Below are 18,092 nucleotides of genomic sequence, written 5' to 3'. Positions count from 1 at the left end.
GATTGTAAATTAATAATACATGATATTATTTATAAAGTAAATACTTAATTAATTATTTGATTGATAAAGCGAAAGATGAACAAAAAACCGGAACCATCGCTCGCGCCAGGTCCGGTTTCAATATGAACTATTTCAATAGTGTATCAAAACCTATTTCGTTACACCCTTGTTACACAAAGCTGCTAAAAGGTGGTTGACAATCATGATGGGGCCCCTGCCCTACAAGCTTTTTACCAAACCGCCATCGATCAGCAGGGTACTGCCGGTCATATAGGATGCCGCCTCTGATGCAAGAAAAGCAACCACTTTACCGAATTCCTCCGGGTCGCCATAACGTCCAAGGGGTATCGCTTTGCGGGATTCCAGCTCTACCCGCTCTACCGAAATGCCTGCCTGCTTCGCCTTGATTTCATCTAAGGCTCTTACCCGTTCAGTCGCAATTCGTCCAGGAGCCACGGTATGCACCAATATGTTATAAGCCGCCAGTTCCATAGCTAACGTCTTGGACAGCCCGACGACACCGAGACGGAACGTATTGGACATTAACAGCCCCGGAATCGGTTGCTTGATCGAGGAGGAGGTCAAATTAATAATTTTACCGCTGGTTTGCTTCTTCATATACGGCAATACCTCACGAATCAGACGAACATAGCTCAGCAGACTGAGTTCAAATGCGCGCACCCAATCTTCATCCGTAAATTGCTCAAACTTGCCTACAGGCGGGCCTCCCGCATTATTGATTAAAATATCGATCGTTCCGAATACGTCCACCGTTTGCTTCACGGCCATAGACAGCAGCTGTGGGTTCGTCACATCACATACCACATACTCTACCTTCCCCGTCGAGTGTAAAAGCAATTCAGCCCGGGTACGCTGCAAATCCTCCTCGTTACGCCCGGTGAGCATCACATGAGCACCTTCTTTCGCCAGCTCTAGAGCACATGCTTTACCCAGTCCTTTACTCGAGGCAGCTACCAATGCTGTTTTTCCAGATAACCCCAAATCCATGCTAATCCTCCACTTCCAGTCATGTTTCACCTTACTGTTTGGTTGACCCTATCGATATGGCATTTATGTAGATTATGACAGCCCCAGAAAGGCAATCATATCCTGCAGCTCCTGCATCGTTCGCTTGTCTACGGGTGTCCCGGGAAAACGAACATGTGAAGATGCTATGGTATGGCGCAATTTGAACGTTTCTTTACGGATCGTCACCCCGCCAATACCGAGCTGTGCTTCAAAACGGATCAATGGCAGGAATCGGTAGAAATACGCACGCGCCTCATCTTGGTTACCGGCTGTAAACAGATCGTACGTTTTCACCAAAATTTCCGGGTATGCGAAACCGGTCATGATGCCCACAGCGCCACGATCCAGCTCTTCATACAGATACATCCCGCCAAGTCCGCCGAAAATACGCAAATCGGTAAGCTCAAGAATACTGGAAATTTTGATTGTGGTTGGTGCTTCTTCAAGCTTTACATACTGAATCAGAGGTACCTTCTCCACAAGCCTGGCTATAAAGGCGGGGCTTAGCCGTACCCCGGTGGTCACCGGCTCATCCTGTAATACGATCGGAATCGAGATATGGTCAGCAATCATTGCAAAATACCTGATCAGCATATCTTCGTTTCGAAGGTTAACGGGAGGCGCAATCATCACAGCTGCCGCTCCGGCATGCTCCGCCTTTAGGGCCCATTCAGCAGCCAAATTGCTGCCAGGAGCCGAACAACCGACAACGACAGGTACTCTCGCTTTAGTCTGGTGAAGAACAATGTCTATCACCTGCATTCTTTCAACTTCAGACAGCTTATGCGCTTCTCCCATGATCCCGAGTATGGTCATGCCGTGAACACCACAGTCGATATAAAAATCTGTCAGTTTCCGCAGGCTTTCTTCATCCAGACTCCCGTCTTCATGAAAAGGAGTTACTGTAATGACACAAAGTCCTTTTAATTCACTCATCTGTAGACCTCCCAATGCTGATGTTTACATAAAACCATTTATCTGGAAACAAAATCAGAGCGTGTCTTTCCCTTCACAGCTGAGCCTGCTACAAATTTTCCAAAACCCGGCTGCTGGACGATCTGCTTACCGTCATACACGGTACATCCGCGAATTATCGTATGAATGACCTTCCCTTGCACTTTTTGCCCATGGAAGGGGGTGATCCTGGCTTTGGTTTGAAATTGCCGTTCATCAATTTCCCATTCAGCATAAGGATCAATAACGGTAAGATCCGCATCATAACCAGGGGCAATCTTTCCTTTAGCGGCTATCTGGAATAATTGTGCCGGATGATGTGAGAACAGATTCGCGAATTGAACCGGGGTTAGATGTCCTCTCGCCACGCCATAATCAAAAATCAGCGAAGCCATAATTTCCAAACCTGGCAGTCCCGGAGCGGCGCTAAATATATTGTCCTTGCCCGCTTCCTTCCTGCTTAGATCCCAAGGAACATGATCGGAAGAAATCAGGTTGAATGCGCCTGCTTTGACATAATTCCACATACGATCAACGTCACTTCGCTCACGAAGAGGAGGATTCATCTTGGCTTTGGGACCCAATCGCTCCAAGTCATTCACATCCATCAACACGTAAGGGTAGCAGGTTTCCGCCGTTACCTGTACGCCCTGCTGTTGAAACCATTGAATAAGCTCCAGGGTACGGGGATGGCTAACATGGACAATATGCAGCTTGGCGCCTGTCCAATACGCAAATTCCATCAATTTCAGCACCTCCACCGATTCGCTGACTGGAGGCCGTGTTTCCATGTGGGCCCGAGGTGCAACAAGCCCCTGGTTTATATACTCCGCAATGAGGCTTTCGATCAATTCCCCATTCTCGGCATGAAAAGCAATCACCATTCCCACTTCACGCGTGAAGATCATGGCCTTGATCACTTCGTCATCGGGGATACGTGGGAACCGGTAAGGGTCCGCCTCAAAGGTCGATAATTTAAATGCTATGGCCCCAGCTTCAGCCAACGGCTTGATCTGCTCAGCACCGCCTTTGGCAATGCTTGCCCATAATGCGACATCGACAAGCGATTCCTTTTCCAGCAATTGAACTTTTGCTTCGAACCGTTCGACATTGGTAATGGGATCAGGCGAATCGTATGGCATGTCCAGAATGGTCGTAATCCCCCCGACGGCGGCAGCAGCCGTGTTGCTGCGAAACCCTTCCTCCGGGTTCGTATAACAATGCACGTGGGCATCAATCAATCCTGGGAAAACATAAGACCTGCCAAAATCAAGCACCTGCACTCCCTTTAATAAGTGTTGAGTTGGACTGATCGTTTGAATCACTCCGTCATTAATGCCAAGCTCGCCTTCCATCACTCCGGTTTCGAGCACAATTCTCCCTCTCACGACAAGATGATAAGCGTTCATCCTCTTCTTCTCCCTCAATTCGATCTTGGTTTAATATAATAGACAAGCGACGCTCCGGCCTGGAGAAACCTCTTTCCACTGCGGGGTTACAGTTCGGCACTCCGCTTTGGCTGCGGGGCAGCGTGTATGAAAGGCACAGCCGTCAGGCGGATGCTGTGGGTTCGGTACATCGCCGCTCAGGATGATCCGCTCCCTTTTGGCATCCGGGTCTGGGACCGGCAGCGCCGAGATCAATGACTGCGTGTAGGGGTGAAGCGGCTGGTCGTACAATTCCTTTGTAGGCGCCAGCTCTACCAGTTTGCCCAAGTACATCACGCCGACCCGATCACTAATAAACCGGACCACAGACAGATCATGGGAAATAAACAGGTATGTTAACGAATACTGATCCTGCAGGTCCTCCATCAGATTCAACACCTGAGCTCGTATGGACACGTCGAGCGCAGATACGGGCTCATCGCAAACGATGAATTTGGGTTTAAGCGCCAAGGCGCGTGCAATCCCGATCCGTTGGCGCTGACCTCCTGAAAATTCATGAGGAAACCGATCCGCATGATAGGGAGACAGGCCCACCACTTCCATCAACTCCGCCACCTGCTGGCGAAGCTCCGTATCAGACAACCTTTCATAAGTGCGGAAAGGCTCCTCCAGCGTCCTTTGAACGGTCCACCTCGGATCAAGAGAAGCATAGGGGTCCTGAAAGACGATTTGCATTTTCGTCCGAAAATTGCGCATCTGCTCCGGAGATAGCTTGCGAATGTCCACACCCTCAAATACAATCTCTCCATCGGTCGGCTCGATAAGCCGCAGGATGGAGCGGCCAGTTGTTGATTTACCACAACCGGACTCCCCAACAATCGCCAGTGTCTCTCCGGTCTGTATACTCAAAGATATACCGTCAACCGCTTTAACTACGCCTGCCTGTTTACCGAAGAACCCCTTGCGAACCGGATAATGTTTTTTTAGATTGCGTATTTCGAGTAAGGTGCTCATGGTTTTCCCCCCTGATACAGAATGCAGCGGCATTTATGACCTTGTTCAAGCTGAATCAAGTCGGGCTCTATTTGAACACACGCTTCCGTTCGGTAGCTGCAGCGCGGAGCAAAGCGGCAGCCTTCGGGCATTTCCCCCAGGTTGGGCACACTGCCCACTATAGGGTCCAGCCTTTTTCGCTCACCAGCGAGCTGCGGCAGGGAAGCCAGCAGCCCTTTCGTATAAGGGTGGCGTGGATGCTTGAACAGCGTTCGCACCTCCGCTTCCTCCACCACTTGTCCGGCATACATGACGACAACACGCTGACAGGATTCGGCCACCACACCCAAGTCATGGGTAATCAGCATAATCGCCGTCCCCTGCTCCTTCTGAAGATCACGCATCAAATCCAAAATTTGCGCCTGGATGGTCACGTCAAGCGCTGTTGTTGGCTCATCGGCAATGAGTACCTCGGGATTACAGGCCATTGCTATCGCAATCATCACCCGCTGGCGCATCCCTCCCGACAACTGATGGGGATATTCCTGCGCAATACGCTCAGGACGGGGGATACCCACCTTGGTCAGCATGTCAACGGCTTGGCTCCACGCTTCTTTCCTGCTGATGCTCAGATGAAAGCGGAGAGCCTCCGCAATTTGCGAGCCGATTTTAAATACGGGATTTAACGACGTCATGGGATCCTGAAAAATCATCGCAATTCGATTACCACGGACCTGCCGCATCTCTCGGGATGACAGTGTGAGCAGGCTTTTTCCATGAAAGCGGACGTCCCCTCCCGCTATGCGGCCTTGTCCTTTGGGAAGCAGGCCCATAATCGACATGGAAGTGACGCTTTTGCCGCAGCCTGATTCGCCAACCACACCCAGGGTTTCACCCTTGCGCAAAACGAAATCCACTCCGTCAACCACCCGTACCGAACCGCTACGGGTTAGAAATTCCGTCTTAAGACCCTCTACTTCAAGCAGGACGCTCATTTCATTACCTCCTCATACCCTCTTCTCAGTTGAAATGAACAAACAGCTACTGGGCTTTGCTCAGGTCGAAAAAGCGGATGAATTCATCAGGATAGAACATGTAGCCTTGTACTTTATTGCTGACGCCTACGATACGGTTGTATTGATACATGTACAGCCATGGCGCATCGGTCGTAATGATTTTTTGCGCCTCTTGGTACAACGCCGTGCGTTTGGCTTGATCCCTTTCGTCATTTGCCTGACCCAGCAGCGCATCGACCTTCGGATTATTGTAATTGTTAAAGTTCCCGGTACCCTTGCTGCCCATAAGCAATCCCAAGTGCCAGCTTGGATCGTAGACCATGGATGTCCATTTGGACAGGTATGCTGACATACTGCGTTCTTTTTGCATTTCCAGAAACTGTGGACGAGCCACATTTTGAATGTTCATTTTCACGCCTATTTTGGCATATTCCGCCTGCAAGATAACCGCGTCATCATTCCAATCGGGATACCCGGAGCCCACAGTGAGATCAAAGCTGAATCCATCAGGGTAACCCGCCTCGGTTAATAGCTGCTTGGCTTTTCCCAAATCATAATCATAGATATAACCCGCTTCCGTATGTCCAGGGGTGTTGCTCGGCAAAGCACTCTTCATAGGACGCGCCTCATCGTACATCACATCGTGAATCAATTGGCTGCTGGGAACCGCATAGGAGAGCGCCTGCCGAACCTTGAGGTTATCAAACGGTTTTTTGTTGACATTGAGAGCAAGGAACAATATCCGGTTGCTGCTGTTCGAATGAACGCTCAGACCTTGCTCCTTTTTCAAATTCGGCATATCCTTCGGTGGAAGCTCTACAGACACATCCACATCGCCTTTTTGCAACAGCATGACGCGATTGGAAGCTTCCTGCACATATTTAAGCGTTACTTTATCGACCTTCGGTGCTCCCTGCCAGTAGTCCTTGTTGGCTGTAAAAATAACTTCATTCGAAGGGTCCCACTTTTCGATCCGGTAAGGTCCGGAACCGACGGCATGGTCGTTGACATACTTGTCGCCCTTTTCTTTGACCAGTTTGTCATCAAGAATGGAGAACCAGTACATAGCGAGCATTTGCAAAAACATCGGATTCGGTTTTTTCAGCTGGACTACAACCGTTTTTTCATTTTTGGCTGCGAGCTCTTTGATTTGTGCCAAGCTGTAAGTAAATCCACCCGTTGCCGAATCCCTCATCCGCTCCAGTGAAAATATGACCGATTCAGCCGTGACCGGATTTCCGCTTTGAAATTTGGCATTGTCCTGCAGTTCGAACGTATACGTCAAACCATCGTCGGATATGGACCATTTTTTGGCGAGCATGGGTTTAAGATCAAAAGTCTTTGCAGCATCTCCATCCCCGGGCTTGACGGCGTAAGTAAGCAGCCGATCATAAGCATTGACCGCGAGCACGTCGGAAGTAGCATTGACCGGGTCCAGCGTGCTGGCTACGGCTTGCCAGGCTACCGTAAGGGACTGTTCCTTGGCAGCTGCGCCTGACGCTGAAGCATTGTTTTGATTTGCATTTGTGGAACAGCCAACATTCGCCACTAACAGTAAACCTGCCAATCCAACCAACCATTTTTTCATGTGTGTTCCCTCCACCTTTTATTGTTTATGTGATAAAGCCTGTACTACCTTCTTGTTCGAAGACGCGGATCAAGCACATCCCGCAAGCCGTCTCCAAGCAGATTAAACCCCATGATCGATGTAGCAATGGCGAGCCCTGGAAAAGATACGATCCACCACTCTCCAGAAGTGATGTAACGCCGCCCTTCCGCGATCATTGCGCCCCATTCTGCTGTTGGGGCCTTGACACCAAGCCCGAGAAAGTTGAGGCTCGACGATATAAGAATGGCAAAACCTATTCCGAGCGTAGCCCGCACGATCAAGGGTGCCAACGCATTGGGAAGGATATGACGGTACAATATAATCGAGTCTTTCAGGCCAATGGCCCGGCCCGCCTCCACAAATTCTTTTTCTCGCAGCAGCATGGTCTGACCGTACATCAAACGCACATACTCGGGAATACCAACGACGCTTACCGCGATCATCGCACTGAGCAGTCCCGGCCCTATAGAAGCGGCTATCGCCATCGCCAGCACCAGAGCGGGAAAAGCGAGGAACATGTCCATAACTCTCATAATCACATTGCCAATCCATCCACCGTAATAGGCCGCTATACCTCCGAGGGGTACGCCTATGCAAAATGAAATGCCTACTGCCACCATTCCCGACCAGATCGTGTACTGAGCCCCGTATAAAATGCGGCTAAAAATATCCCTTCCAAAATTATCCGTACCGAACCAGTGTTCCGCACTCGGTGGTTTCAGCTTGGACAGCAGATTCGGCTCGTTCGGAGCATAAGGAGCAATGAACGGCGCCAGCAAAGCCAGAACAATCCAGCCTGCAATAAATAGAAGTCCAACCATGGCGAGCCGGTTGTGCATCATCAGACTTAGCGATACAGCTGCCTTTCGTTGAGAGGCTGTCGGCGATTGTGTTATGAAAACGGAAGATATCGTTTTACTCATGGGTGTCCCCTCCTTATCTGAGCCCATTTATTCATAACGGATTCTGGGATCGAGCAATCCGTAAAGCACATCGACCGTCAAATTAGTCAGGCTGATTAATACGGCGCTCATGAGAGTAAACGCCTGGATCGGAGCATAATCGGTCGCCAATATCGATTCCGTAATATAACCTCCGACACCCGGCCAGGAAAAGATCGTTTCGGTGACAACAGCGCCTCCCAATAACAGGCCGAATTGCACTCCGATAACCGTCAGTGTCGGTAGCAAAGCGTTGACGAACGCATGTTTCAGGATAACGGTACGTTCATAAATCCCCTTGGCTCTTGCAGTTCGTATGAATTCCTGGCTAATGACCTCCAGCATGCTCGACCGTATCATTCTGGAGATGATTGCCATGGTACCCGTACTGAGACAGAAAGCGGGAAGAAGCAGATGCGTTAACGTTTGAGTTAATGCAATAAAGTCTCCTGACAGCAAGCTGTCTATCACATACAATCCAGTTACATGGCTAGGCGGATTGATATCTCTGCCGATTCTCCCGAGCGGTGCAGGCACCCAATTCAGTTTGGAATAAAATACATATATCAGAATAAGACCCAGCCAGAATGATGGTACACAGGAGCCAATCAGCGAAAAGACACGGGAAATGTGGTCTATGATCGATTCCTTTTTTGTAGCGGCTATGATGCCAACGGGCAGTGCAATAAGCAGCGCAATTATAAAGCTGGCAATAGTCAGTTCCAAGGTAGCTGGAAACTTGCTGCTAAAATCATCCCATACCGTGTGACCCGTATGCCAGGCAAAACCAAAATCTCCATGCAGCAATTGCATAACGTAATGAATAAACTGTTTGTACAGTGGATCGTTCAGCCCCATATCCTGGCGAATTTTTTCAATAACGCTGATCGGGGCTTCCATTCCCGCCATCATCATTGCAGGATCACCCGGCAATATTCTGGTGAGAAAGAACGTGATGAACACAATCCCGATTAATCCTGGAATCATCAACAATAATCTACGCAGAATATAGTGAACCATCTATTCACCCCCTCTTATATACATGGTTTCAAGCCCAGCGAGACCGTCAGTATCGTCTATTGATCGAAACGTTCCACCAGCTTGTTCAGGTAAGGCAGCCATGGATGAGCCTCTTCGAAAGCATTGGAAGCTCGCAATACGACATCATCTGCCAAATGCCCGCCGATCAGTTGCACACCTACAGGCAGTCCATCAGTTGTCCAGCCTGCTGGCATGGAGGCTGCCGGGAATCCAGTCATATTGGCCAAACAGTTGAACGAAGACCAATGGTTGTCAGGTACTTGTTGACCGTTGATTTCATCAGGTCCGTAAATGCCGACTTTGAACGCTGGCGCGAATAATGTCGGAACAATAAGCAGATCATAATTTTCCATAAACCTTCTCATTGTAATGTTGATCGCCTGTCTGTGCATCGCAGCATCGGTTAATTGCTCATCGGTCCATACCTTATTCACTACATTCAAGAAATTAGGATCCATATACGCACCGAATTCCTTTGCCAGCTGCCGCAGCCCTTTAAAATCAGTATCTCGGGCAATCATGCCTGCAAAGAACTGGCTCGGATTGGATATTCCCGGGTGAACCTCTTCCACATGACAACCAAGCTGTTCAAATACCTTTACGGCTTCTATCGTAATACGTCTTACTTCGGGATCGACAACCCCATAGCCCATATCCACACTCCAGGCGATTCTCAAACCTTTGATATTTTTGTTTTGTATAGCGGCTGAATAATCGACTGTGCCGGGAAGGCTGTGTCGGTCCATATGACTCGGGCCACTCATGACCGAAAGCATCAAAGCACTGTCTTCGACGGTACGCGTCAGTGGACCGATACTTTCCAGCGTTTCCCAGCTGCTTCCCCCCGGAAATTTGGGATCGCGGCAGCCCGGGTAGAGCGGCACTCTTCCGAAGGAAGGCTTGAAGCCGTAGACCCCCGTCAAGCTTGCCGGATTGCGAATGGATCCACCGCCATCGCTGCCCACAGTCAACGATCCCATACCGGTAACCACAGCAACAGCTGAACCGCCACTTGAGCCTCCTGGCGTCAAATCCGTATTCCATGGATTACGGATAATACCAAACACTTTATTGATACCGCGATAACCGAATTCGGGCACGTTCGTTTTACCGATAATGATCGCCCCGGCTTGCCGTAAACGTTCTACGCTAATGTCATCCTCGTCGGGAATGTAGTTTTCAAACGCTTTGGAACCAAACGCGGTACGAATTCCTTTGGTTAACACCAGATCCTTGACGGAAACGGGAACTCCGTGCAGTGGACCTACTTCTTCTCCATTCATGATCTGCTGCTCGGCAAGAGCTGCTGTCTTTTTGGCGTTATCCTCATCCAATAAACAAAAAGCGTTAAATACGGGATTTAACTTATGAATGCGTTCAAATACCTGATTGACCAGCTCAACCGGTGAAACCTCGCGACTACGGATAAGACGAGCTTGTTCGGAACCTGTTAGTGCATATAATTTTTCCATATACGTGTGCATCTCCTCTTCTCCAACCAGACTATCTCTTTAGAAGTACGTTCCCAGGATGCTAACGGTACAATTTAAAGCATTGTTTGGGGAGATATTTGTTATGTTTTCTAACACAATGTATCACAATTATTTGTGAGGCAGGTAATAGAAAAATTAAATATAACATTAGAAATTTAAACCATTCTACCCGCAGCCCTATGTGAAACTGTCTATTTTAGCTTCCGTAAACGACTTATAAAACAAAAAAATACCCCTGATCATTGATTTATCCAAGATAAACCATGTAAATTAGGGATAATTTTTCGTAACCGTCATTTTGAATGTTGGTGTCGCTATTCGATCAGATCAGCCGCATGGGATCACTATGCTTCCTGCTTCTGTTTTATTGCAGAACAGATACATGTGATGTATAATGACATGACAAACCCTTTATCGATACATCGACAAAGTAACTTTTGGAAAAGAGGATGATCCCTATGGATTTAATGGATTTGCATTCTTTGGTTACTGTTGTCAGAGAAAAAAGTATCTCCAAAGCCTCTCGGGTTCTGCACCTTTCACAGCCCGCATTAACGATACGGCTTCAAAAATTGGAGCAGGAGCTTGGTTTTGTTATATTGGAAAGGACGCGCAGCGGGGTGTATCTTACCAAAAATGGCGCATCGATTATGCACCATGCCGCGAAAGCCATCCAGCAAATGAACGCTATGCGGGATTTCGAAGATAACTCAACACTGATCAATCGAATCAAGCTGCTCCATCCTGAACAAAACGATACCGAGGGATTGTCAAGCAATGATGATAATTTAAAAATAGGTATTGCCAACCCACTTGGTTCGACGATGTTCAAGCCGATTTTTCATAAACTATACAGCTTTGATCCGGAGCTGAGGTACCACATGCTGTCGGATTCCAACGAAGTGATATTGGATCTGCTTTCATTGGGTGATATTGACTTGGGGATTGTGCCGTATTTCGAAAAAAGAGAGGGTTTGGAATCCATTCCGATCCTATGTGATGAGATGCTGCTGCTGGGGCCCAAGGACGATAACGTTCCGGATAGTGGACAGCTGGATTACATGAACACTTTGTTGCAAAAAACATTTTTTGCTTTTTATTCCAATCAACCGCTGCGCACTATTATTAATGAAGTGATGCTGAAGCTGTTGGGTAACATTCCGAAGGATCTGCGTAAAATCAATGATACCGGCATTATTCTACAAATGATATCCAATGGACTTGGCTACACTATCTTTCCCAGCTCCTTCATCTATGATACGATGGATTTTTTTAAATCGCTTTACCCATCGGGAGTGCTGCCAAGCATATTACGACATGAATCGGTTCCCTTTCAAATTCAACGTCTGGGCAAAGAGTTTCCATCCAGAACCATTCAGCTGATTTATCCTGCTTCCTCTCCTTACCGCAAGACCATCCAATTCGCTATAGAAGCATTGTAATCCACGCTCTTCACAAATGCTTTATCACGTTCACTCATCATTCATATTTGACAAGTACACTTCACACGGTAAAAGGGCAGTAAGGCCCTTTTATCGTGTTGTCTTATCTACTTGCCTGACAGCAATCGCCCCCAACCCTCCAATTGAATCGGAGGCGATCCAGCCAGACGCAAGGACTGCCATAAGGTTGCTGCCGCCGTATCCAATACAGGAACGCCATATTGCGCCTCCAGCGATTCTACCAGCTGTGCGGCACGCATGTTGGTCCCCGATAATACGATTGCCCCCGTTCCAGGAACAAACGTATCCTGAACGGCGGAGATGATCTGCTCCTCCGAAATAGAACTGCTCAGCTTGTTCAGTCTCACATTGAAATTGCGATATCCTGTACATTCCAAACCGTGCCTGGCATATTGGCCAATTACTTTCTCCGTAACCTCATTCATTAATGGGGTCACCAAACAAAACGTGCGGATGCCATATAAACGCAAAGCTTCATGAAGAGCAAGGATCGATGTCGTAGCGGGTATGGTAGTCAAATTAGTTATTTGTTCACATAATTCCTGATCAGATTCAACACCCAGCCATCCTCCCGACGTAGCATTATAAGCAATGACATCGACACTTGCATCCGCCAACAGAGAGGCCGCATTCAGCAATGATTCCGTATCGGATTCCCCGCGCAGCTCCTGATCCAACAAAATTTGTGTTAATTTGAAACGGGTAAAATGCACCGAAACCTCTTTTAATGCAGCAGCCATCGACACAGTTAATGGTTCAACGACTGTGTTCGAGGATGGTGTCAGCATGCCTAGTTTTTTCATAGTATTCCTCCCTTTCGACGACACTAATATAGCACATTGAAAGAGATATACGGTCATAGAAAATATAAATACATCCACTAAAATCGGTGTAAGATAGAATCGTGTTCATGCTCCGATACGACTGCGCTGCCTGTAACGGCAACGAAAAGACTGCTTGACAAAAAGGACCAGTCCTTCGAGACTGGTCCTTTTTGCTTGTATCTATGAAACAAGGTAACTACGACATTTGGGCAAATGCCCATTTGCAAGCTTTTGAACCAAGGTACTTCCTTCGTTCTTCCTGCCCACGGGGTTAATTTCTATACCCCCATACAAGGGATGATGCTAGAATGTTCAAGAGCAATCCTGAACAGCTTCATCCGCCAGTTAACCAGTAGGAGTTTCTCTCACAAGTTGTTAGGCAATACCATTCCAGAACGTTACATCTTCAATCGGCAAACGTACGGTAGGATGACCTGCCTGCGCTGCCTTTCCGATGGCAATCAGCATGACCGGAACATAACGATCGGAAATGTTAAAAGCTTCTATAAATTTACCTGCATCAAATCCTGCCATCGGAACGGTATCATAGCCGCGTGCTTTGGCAACCAGCATAATCTGCATCGAGACCAATCCGCAGTCAATGAGAACACTGTTTTTGAGACGATCCGGGGCCATTTTTGATAAGAAACCCGTAATATTGTTTACCAGATTTTCTTTAATTTCATTACTCATGTAACCTGCTTCAACCGCAGAAGCATAGATTTTCTCCGCCTGCTTATAGCCTTCCAAATCGCCCAAAACCGCAATTACAGCCGAGGACTCCACCACCTGGATCTGATTGTTTGCAATCGGAAGCAGTTTTTCTTTTACAGCCTGATCATTGAATACAATAAACTTCCAAGGCTGAAGATTAGCGCCCGACGGTGCAAGGGTCGCTTCCGTTAAGATATCTGTCAGTTCCTGCTCTGAAATCTTAAATGTGGAGTCATAATGACGCACAGAACGCCTTTCTTTGAGGACTTGATAAAAATCCTGCACTTGCTGAACATTGGTTTCCATTCCACTCTGCCTCCGATTCTCTTTATACATAATTCATGCAATCTATTCTGAGCTAAAATATGCACAGTTTCAGTCAAAAAAATAGGCAAGCAATTTAACTGTGTGATATTAAACACAGTATAGGTTACATTATCATTCGTGTCAATCCCTTTTAATAAGTCCGTTGGCCAATTCGGCAATCGTGTACTGTTTCATTACATCCAGCATACTCTGTTTCATTTCTGTAACCATATCGGAAAAAACATCATTCATTTGTAGTCCCCACGGATGGTCTCCTGTAGAATCCAGCATCCCCTCACCTAAAGAATCTTCTACCTGAAGTGCTAAATAAATATCGGCAAAGGTAATGGATTCGGGCGGCAGCTTGAGTCGGTACCCTCCATCACGTCCTTCTCGGACCTCCAATATATTTTCTTGCGCCAGCTTAGCCATAATACGACGAATTAGCGTTGCCTCAGAGCACAAGTAATCGGCGATATCACTGCTAGGACAACGACTCGTATTCTTGGATAATACAACCAAAGCCTGCAATGCCAATCCGAACGCTTTGTTATTAGAAGAGCAGGTATGCTTTATCTTTTTCAATGGTATGCTGCTCCTTTCATAAAGCGATTGTGAGTGCATTATAGCAAACCCCCTCGTCTCATTCAAGGTAAACTGTTCAAACGGGCTCTGCAGAAAATATTTATTATATAAAAACTCACATGCGACCGACTGCTACAAATACAGTTAATGCTAAGAAAACGATATTCACGCCAATTTCTTGATATTCTTTACGCTTAACATGAAATACGGCTCCGAAAAGAACAATTGCGGCAAGCCCGATTGCGGCAAGCGGCGTCAAAGCAGGTGCGATATTCGTCGCTTGAGGCAAAATTAACCCAAGTACCCCCAGCAATTCTGCTATCCCAATAAAGGAAACCAACCCTCTCGAAACCTCTTTCACCCAAGGCCAGGACGCTTTTGCTTTTTCATACTGAAACGCCTTCATCCAACCGGAAAAAATAAATCCTAATGCTAAAATCCCTTGCACAATCCATAATGCGATATTCATGATTCGTTAGCTCCCCTGTTTGTACATCTTCAACGCCTAGGTATATAATATTTTGTAGGATAACTATTTGGAAGTAGGCACTTGAAATAAACATAGTATATAAAAATAAACCTTAGGAAGATAAAGGATCGGAGGAATTTCAATGACTACTTATTGTAAATTTGAAACGGCGTTAGATATCCTTATTGGGAAGTGGAAGCCTGTTATCCTACTTCGCCTTTTTTCAAATGGCACAATGAGATTTAGCGAACTTCACAAATCGATCCCGGACATCACAAAAAAAATGCTCACACAACAATTAAGGGAATTAGAGTATAACGACATCATCCATCGCGAGGTTTATCACCAAATCCCTCCCAAGGTTGAATATTCCATTACGGCATACGGTCAACGAATGACCCCTTTATTGCAGGCCATGAATGACTGGGGAATGGCTCATATCGCTCATTTGGACGAGTTATATGGTGAAGACCAGTCAGCGGAACCATTAGAAAGTAAATGAAGAAAATCGAGGTGAGCGGCTGCCACGTACATAAAGACCCCTTTTGGGGTCTTTAACGTAAATAATTCTAAAATTTTATCTGTCTCCGCGTATCATTGCTGTCGTACCCGTTCGAGATAACTCCAGGATACCGTATGGTTGTAAAAGCTCGACCATAGCATCGATTTTACTAAGTTCCCCAACCACCTGAATGATCAGATTATTCGGTCCAATATCAATCACAGAAGCACGAAAGGTGTCGACAACGCCAAGGATTTCTGGACGTATGGATGGCTCCGTCTTCACTTTGATAAAGGCGAGTTCCCTCGCCACCATCGGATTGGAACTTAAATGGAACACCTGAATAACATCGATCAATTTGCAAAGCTGGTTTTCAACCTGAACAATTGTTCGTTCATCACCCGAAGTAACAATAATCATCCGTGATATTCCAGCTTCTTCGCTGCCCCCAACCGTGATACTATCGATATTAAAACCGCGGCGACTGAACAAACTGGATACTCTTTGCAGGACCCCGGGTTGATCGTTAACCTGAACAGAAATGGTATGTTGATTAATCATTCGAATTCCCCCATTATCATTTGATCTAAGGTCGTTCCAGGGAGTACCATGGGATACACATTCTCTTCCTTTGGTACCACAAACTCAACAAGTACAGGTCCAGGCGTCTCCAGAGCCTCCTGCCAAATACGTAAAGCATCTTCTTTATTGCTCGCGCTCAACCCCTTAATTCCATAAGCTTCAGCCAGCTTTACAAAATTGGGACTACCTGCAAGATCAATATGACTAAAGCGCTCATCGTACATGATTTGCTGCTGCTGTTTGACCATACCTAACACTTGATTGTTAATCACGACGATTTTGACAGGAATATGTTGAATGGCGCAGATAGCCATCTCTTGTGCACACATCTGCATGCCACCGTCACCGTTTATAGAAACCACAAGCCGGTCTGGATTTCCGATCTGAGCACCTATAGCAGACGGGAACCCGAATCCCATAGTTCCAAGCCCCCCAGAAGTAATAAGCGAGCGGGGATGTTGAAATTTATAAAATTGGGCGACCCACATTTGGTGCTGACCTACATCCGTCGTAATAATCGCATTCCCTTGCGTTGTCTCATTGATCATTTCAAGAACAAATTGCGGTTTAAGCTCCGTATCGGAATCTTTGTATCGCAATGGATACATAATTTTGTTTTGCTGGACTTTCTTGATCCAACTACTGGACTCAGCTGGCATTGCTTTCGTATTTGCATATTCCAGTACAGCTTTTATATCGCCGACACAGGCAAGATGTGTATGGATGTTCTTACCAATCTCCGCCGGATCGATATCGATGTGGGCAATCCGTTGGGCAAGTGGTGCAAAACCATCCAGCTTCATCGTAACCCGGTCATCAAATCGCGAGCCAATGGAAATGATCAAATCGGCGTTCTGGATAGCTGTGTTCGCCGCATACGTACCATGATGGCCAGGCATGCCCAGACACAATTCATGAGCACTTGGGAAACCGCCCAACCCAAGCAATGTGGTTGTCACAGGAATTTTCGTTATATTCACGAACTCCAGCAGTTCTTGGGAAGCATTGGAATAAACGACCCCACCGCCAGCTATAATGATCGGTCTTTGGGATTCTGCAATAGCCTGAATGAATTGATCTATTTCGTTGTGATCAGGACTCGGAACCTCACTGTAGCCACGTATATTAATGTTATTAGATGGATCAAAAATCATTTTTTGATTGGATACATCTTTGGGTATGTCGATCAATACCGGACCTTTCCTTCCCGTGTTTGCAATATGAAAGGCTTCATGGATGATGCGGGGTAGGTCATGTACATCGCGAACCAAATAGCTGTGTTTGGTTATGGACATCGTAATACTCATGATATCCGCTTCCTGAAAGGCATCCGTCCCCATGACTGCGGTTGGGACATTGCCCGTAATGATCACGAGAGGTACAGAATCAAAATAGGCAGTCGCAATTCCAGTTACCAGGTTCGTTGCTCCTGGACCCGAGGTGGCGATGCACACTCCTACTTTCCCTGTCGACCGGGCATAACCGTCCGCCGCGTGGATAGCTCCTTGCTCATGTCGAGTCAAAATGTGTTTAAAGTCTGGGTTACCGACCATCGCATCATAGATGTAAAGCACATTCCCACCTGGGTAGCCAAATACACATTCAACCTCTTCCAATAGCAAGCTGCGTAAAAGAACCTCCGATCCCGTTATCAAATCCTGTGCTTGTTGATGCGAGTGGTACGTAGACTTGGATACTTTTTCCATTCGACAGCCTCCTTAAATATAAATAACCCCTCTCATCCTAAGACGACAGATTACAACTGCCAATCCTATAGGGACGAAAGGGGAACTTTTCGTGGTACCACCCTGATTTGCCAAGAATCTTGCGATTCCAGGCCTCATGAGGTAAGGTTTCCCTTACCTGCTGCACGATAACGTGTGCCATTCCGTTTGAGACTACTCATTGAACCCAAGCTGGGTTCAACTTTCGAGCAAAAGCTCCGAGACGACATCATACAAGGATTATGGCAAAGGTTTCAGCGTTCCCTCTGCTCTCTGGACATAAGAGCCTTCGTATTTTTTTCTCTTCTTCGCTTTGATATGGTGTACATACAAATAACCCCTTTCATCCTAAGGCGACAGATTACATCTGCCGATCCTATAGGGACGAAAGGGGACCTTTTCGTGGTACCACCCTGATTTGCCAAGAATCTTGCGATTCCAGCCTCATGAGGTAAGGTT

At 46.9% G+C, this 18,092-nt stretch carries 17 protein-coding genes; 2 read left to right on the top strand and 15 right to left on the bottom strand.

Annotation, left to right across the window (positions count from 1 at the left end; genetic code table 11):
* Positions 1-219 precede the first annotated feature (219 nt).
* From OB236_RS08615 to OB236_RS08575, 9 genes are all read right to left on the bottom strand, one after another.
* Entirely contained in the window at positions 220-1,008 is a 789-nt protein-coding gene (locus tag OB236_RS08615; protein ID WP_262683590.1) for an SDR family oxidoreductase, read from the bottom strand.
* Positions 1,009-1,080: 72 nt separating this feature from the next.
* Positions 1,081-1,965, bottom strand: a complete 885-nt coding sequence (locus tag OB236_RS08610) for a dihydrodipicolinate synthase family protein (RefSeq protein ID WP_262683589.1) — start codon at positions 1,963-1,965, stop codon at positions 1,081-1,083.
* Positions 1,966-2,003: 38 nt separating this feature from the next.
* The gene (locus tag OB236_RS08605; RefSeq protein WP_262683588.1) at positions 2,004-3,392 is read right to left on the bottom strand and encodes a dihydroorotase; all 1,389 of its coding nucleotides are present in this window, start codon (positions 3,390-3,392) and stop codon (positions 2,004-2,006) included.
* Positions 3,393-3,422: 30 nt separating this feature from the next.
* Positions 3,423-4,385, bottom strand: a complete 963-nt coding sequence (locus tag OB236_RS08600; protein ID WP_262683587.1) for an ABC transporter ATP-binding protein — start codon at positions 4,383-4,385, stop codon at positions 3,423-3,425.
* Positions 4,382-5,359 carry an ABC transporter ATP-binding protein gene (locus tag OB236_RS08595; protein WP_262683585.1) on the bottom strand — a complete coding sequence of 326 codons (978 nt, stop codon included), beginning with the start codon at positions 5,357-5,359 and terminating at the stop codon, positions 4,382-4,384. The genes OB236_RS08600 and OB236_RS08595 overlap by 4 nt, the downstream gene beginning before the upstream one ends.
* A 46-nt stretch (positions 5,360-5,405) precedes the next feature.
* The gene (locus OB236_RS08590; protein ID WP_262683584.1) at positions 5,406-6,968 is read right to left on the bottom strand and encodes an ABC transporter substrate-binding protein; all 1,563 of its coding nucleotides are present in this window, start codon (positions 6,966-6,968) and stop codon (positions 5,406-5,408) included.
* Between the two features lie 44 nt (positions 6,969-7,012).
* Positions 7,013-7,831, bottom strand: coding sequence for an ABC transporter permease (locus OB236_RS08585; RefSeq protein WP_262683770.1), 819 nt, complete (start codon positions 7,829-7,831; stop codon positions 7,013-7,015).
* Positions 7,832-7,939: 108 nt separating this feature from the next.
* Positions 7,940-8,950, bottom strand: coding sequence for an ABC transporter permease (locus tag OB236_RS08580; protein WP_262683582.1), 1,011 nt, complete (start codon positions 8,948-8,950; stop codon positions 7,940-7,942).
* Between the two features lie 56 nt (positions 8,951-9,006).
* Entirely contained in the window at positions 9,007-10,443 is a 1,437-nt protein-coding gene (locus OB236_RS08575; RefSeq protein ID WP_262683581.1) for an amidase, read from the bottom strand.
* Positions 10,444-10,922: 479 nt separating this feature from the next.
* Here OB236_RS08575 and OB236_RS08570 point away from each other — a divergent pair, with 479 nt between their 5' ends.
* Complete coding sequence (locus OB236_RS08570; RefSeq protein WP_262683580.1) at positions 10,923-11,906, top strand: LysR family transcriptional regulator; 984 nt, start codon at positions 10,923-10,925, stop codon at positions 11,904-11,906.
* Between the two features lie 107 nt (positions 11,907-12,013).
* Here the strand turns inward: OB236_RS08570 and OB236_RS08565 are convergent, their stop codons facing one another.
* The 4 genes from OB236_RS08565 to OB236_RS08550 all read right to left on the bottom strand — a co-directional run bounded on the left by OB236_RS08565 (position 12,014) and on the right by OB236_RS08550 (position 14,825).
* On the bottom strand, positions 12,014-12,730 hold the full coding sequence (locus tag OB236_RS08565; RefSeq protein ID WP_262683579.1) for a maleate cis-trans isomerase family protein: 717 nt from the start codon (positions 12,728-12,730) through the stop codon (positions 12,014-12,016).
* 396 nt (positions 12,731-13,126) lie between these two features.
* Positions 13,127-13,771, bottom strand: a complete 645-nt coding sequence (locus OB236_RS08560) for a nitroreductase family protein (RefSeq protein ID WP_262683578.1) — start codon at positions 13,769-13,771, stop codon at positions 13,127-13,129.
* Between the two features lie 141 nt (positions 13,772-13,912).
* Entirely contained in the window at positions 13,913-14,356 is a 444-nt protein-coding gene (locus tag OB236_RS08555) for an RrF2 family transcriptional regulator (protein ID WP_076236755.1), read from the bottom strand.
* A gap of 115 nt (positions 14,357-14,471) precedes the next feature.
* On the bottom strand, positions 14,472-14,825 hold the full coding sequence (locus OB236_RS08550; RefSeq protein ID WP_262683577.1) for a DoxX family protein: 354 nt from the start codon (positions 14,823-14,825) through the stop codon (positions 14,472-14,474).
* A 142-nt stretch (positions 14,826-14,967) separates the two neighbouring features.
* Between OB236_RS08550 and OB236_RS08545 the strand changes: the two genes are divergently transcribed.
* Positions 14,968-15,327, top strand: coding sequence for a winged helix-turn-helix transcriptional regulator (locus tag OB236_RS08545; protein ID WP_262683576.1), 360 nt, complete (start codon positions 14,968-14,970; stop codon positions 15,325-15,327).
* 75 nt (positions 15,328-15,402) lie between these two features.
* Here the strand turns inward: OB236_RS08545 and ilvN are convergent, their stop codons facing one another.
* Positions 15,403-15,888, bottom strand: coding sequence for an acetolactate synthase small subunit (gene ilvN / locus OB236_RS08540; protein WP_262683575.1), 486 nt, complete (start codon positions 15,886-15,888; stop codon positions 15,403-15,405).
* Positions 15,885-17,615: a biosynthetic-type acetolactate synthase large subunit gene (gene ilvB / locus OB236_RS08535; protein WP_262683574.1), complete on the bottom strand. Its 1,731-nt coding sequence runs from the start codon at positions 17,613-17,615 to the stop codon at positions 15,885-15,887. The genes ilvN and ilvB overlap by 4 nt, the downstream gene beginning before the upstream one ends.
* Positions 17,616-18,092: the final 477 nt, after the last annotated feature.

The sequence above is a fragment of the Paenibacillus baimaensis genome (genome assembly GCF_025567575.1).
The sequence above is the reverse complement of the archived record's forward strand: the minus strand, read 5'-3'. Positions and strand labels throughout refer to the sequence as shown.

Coding starts and splice junctions, on each gene's coding strand:
- OB236_RS08615 (WP_262683590.1), bottom strand. CDS start 1,008: ATGGATTTGGGGTTATCTGGAAAAACAGCATTGGTAGCTGCCTCGAGT.
- OB236_RS08610 (WP_262683589.1), bottom strand. CDS start 1,965: ATGAGTGAATTAAAAGGACTTTGTGTCATTACAGTAACTCCTTTTCAT.
- OB236_RS08605 (WP_262683588.1), bottom strand. CDS start 3,392: ATGAACGCTTATCATCTTGTCGTGAGAGGGAGAATTGTGCTCGAAACC.
- OB236_RS08600 (WP_262683587.1), bottom strand. CDS start 4,385: ATGAGCACCTTACTCGAAATACGCAATCTAAAAAAACATTATCCGGTT.
- OB236_RS08595 (WP_262683585.1), bottom strand. CDS start 5,359: ATGAGCGTCCTGCTTGAAGTAGAGGGTCTTAAGACGGAATTTCTAACC.
- OB236_RS08590 (WP_262683584.1), bottom strand. CDS start 6,968: ATGAAAAAATGGTTGGTTGGATTGGCAGGTTTACTGTTAGTGGCGAAT.
- OB236_RS08585 (WP_262683770.1), bottom strand. CDS start 7,831: ATGATGCACAACCGGCTCGCCATGGTTGGACTTCTATTTATTGCAGGC.
- OB236_RS08580 (WP_262683582.1), bottom strand. CDS start 8,950: ATGGTTCACTATATTCTGCGTAGATTATTGTTGATGATTCCAGGATTA.
- OB236_RS08575 (WP_262683581.1), bottom strand. CDS start 10,443: ATGGAAAAATTATATGCACTAACAGGTTCCGAACAAGCTCGTCTTATC.
- OB236_RS08570 (WP_262683580.1), top strand. CDS start 10,923: ATGGATTTAATGGATTTGCATTCTTTGGTTACTGTTGTCAGAGAAAAA.
- OB236_RS08565 (WP_262683579.1), bottom strand. CDS start 12,730: ATGAAAAAACTAGGCATGCTGACACCATCCTCGAACACAGTCGTTGAA.
- OB236_RS08560 (WP_262683578.1), bottom strand. CDS start 13,771: ATGGAAACCAATGTTCAGCAAGTGCAGGATTTTTATCAAGTCCTCAAA.
- OB236_RS08550 (WP_262683577.1), bottom strand. CDS start 14,825: ATGAATATCGCATTATGGATTGTGCAAGGGATTTTAGCATTAGGATTT.
- OB236_RS08545 (WP_262683576.1), top strand. CDS start 14,968: ATGACTACTTATTGTAAATTTGAAACGGCGTTAGATATCCTTATTGGG.
- ilvN (WP_262683575.1), bottom strand. CDS start 15,888: ATGATTAATCAACATACCATTTCTGTTCAGGTTAACGATCAACCCGGG.
- ilvB (WP_262683574.1), bottom strand. CDS start 17,615: ATGGAAAAAGTATCCAAGTCTACGTACCACTCGCATCAACAAGCACAG.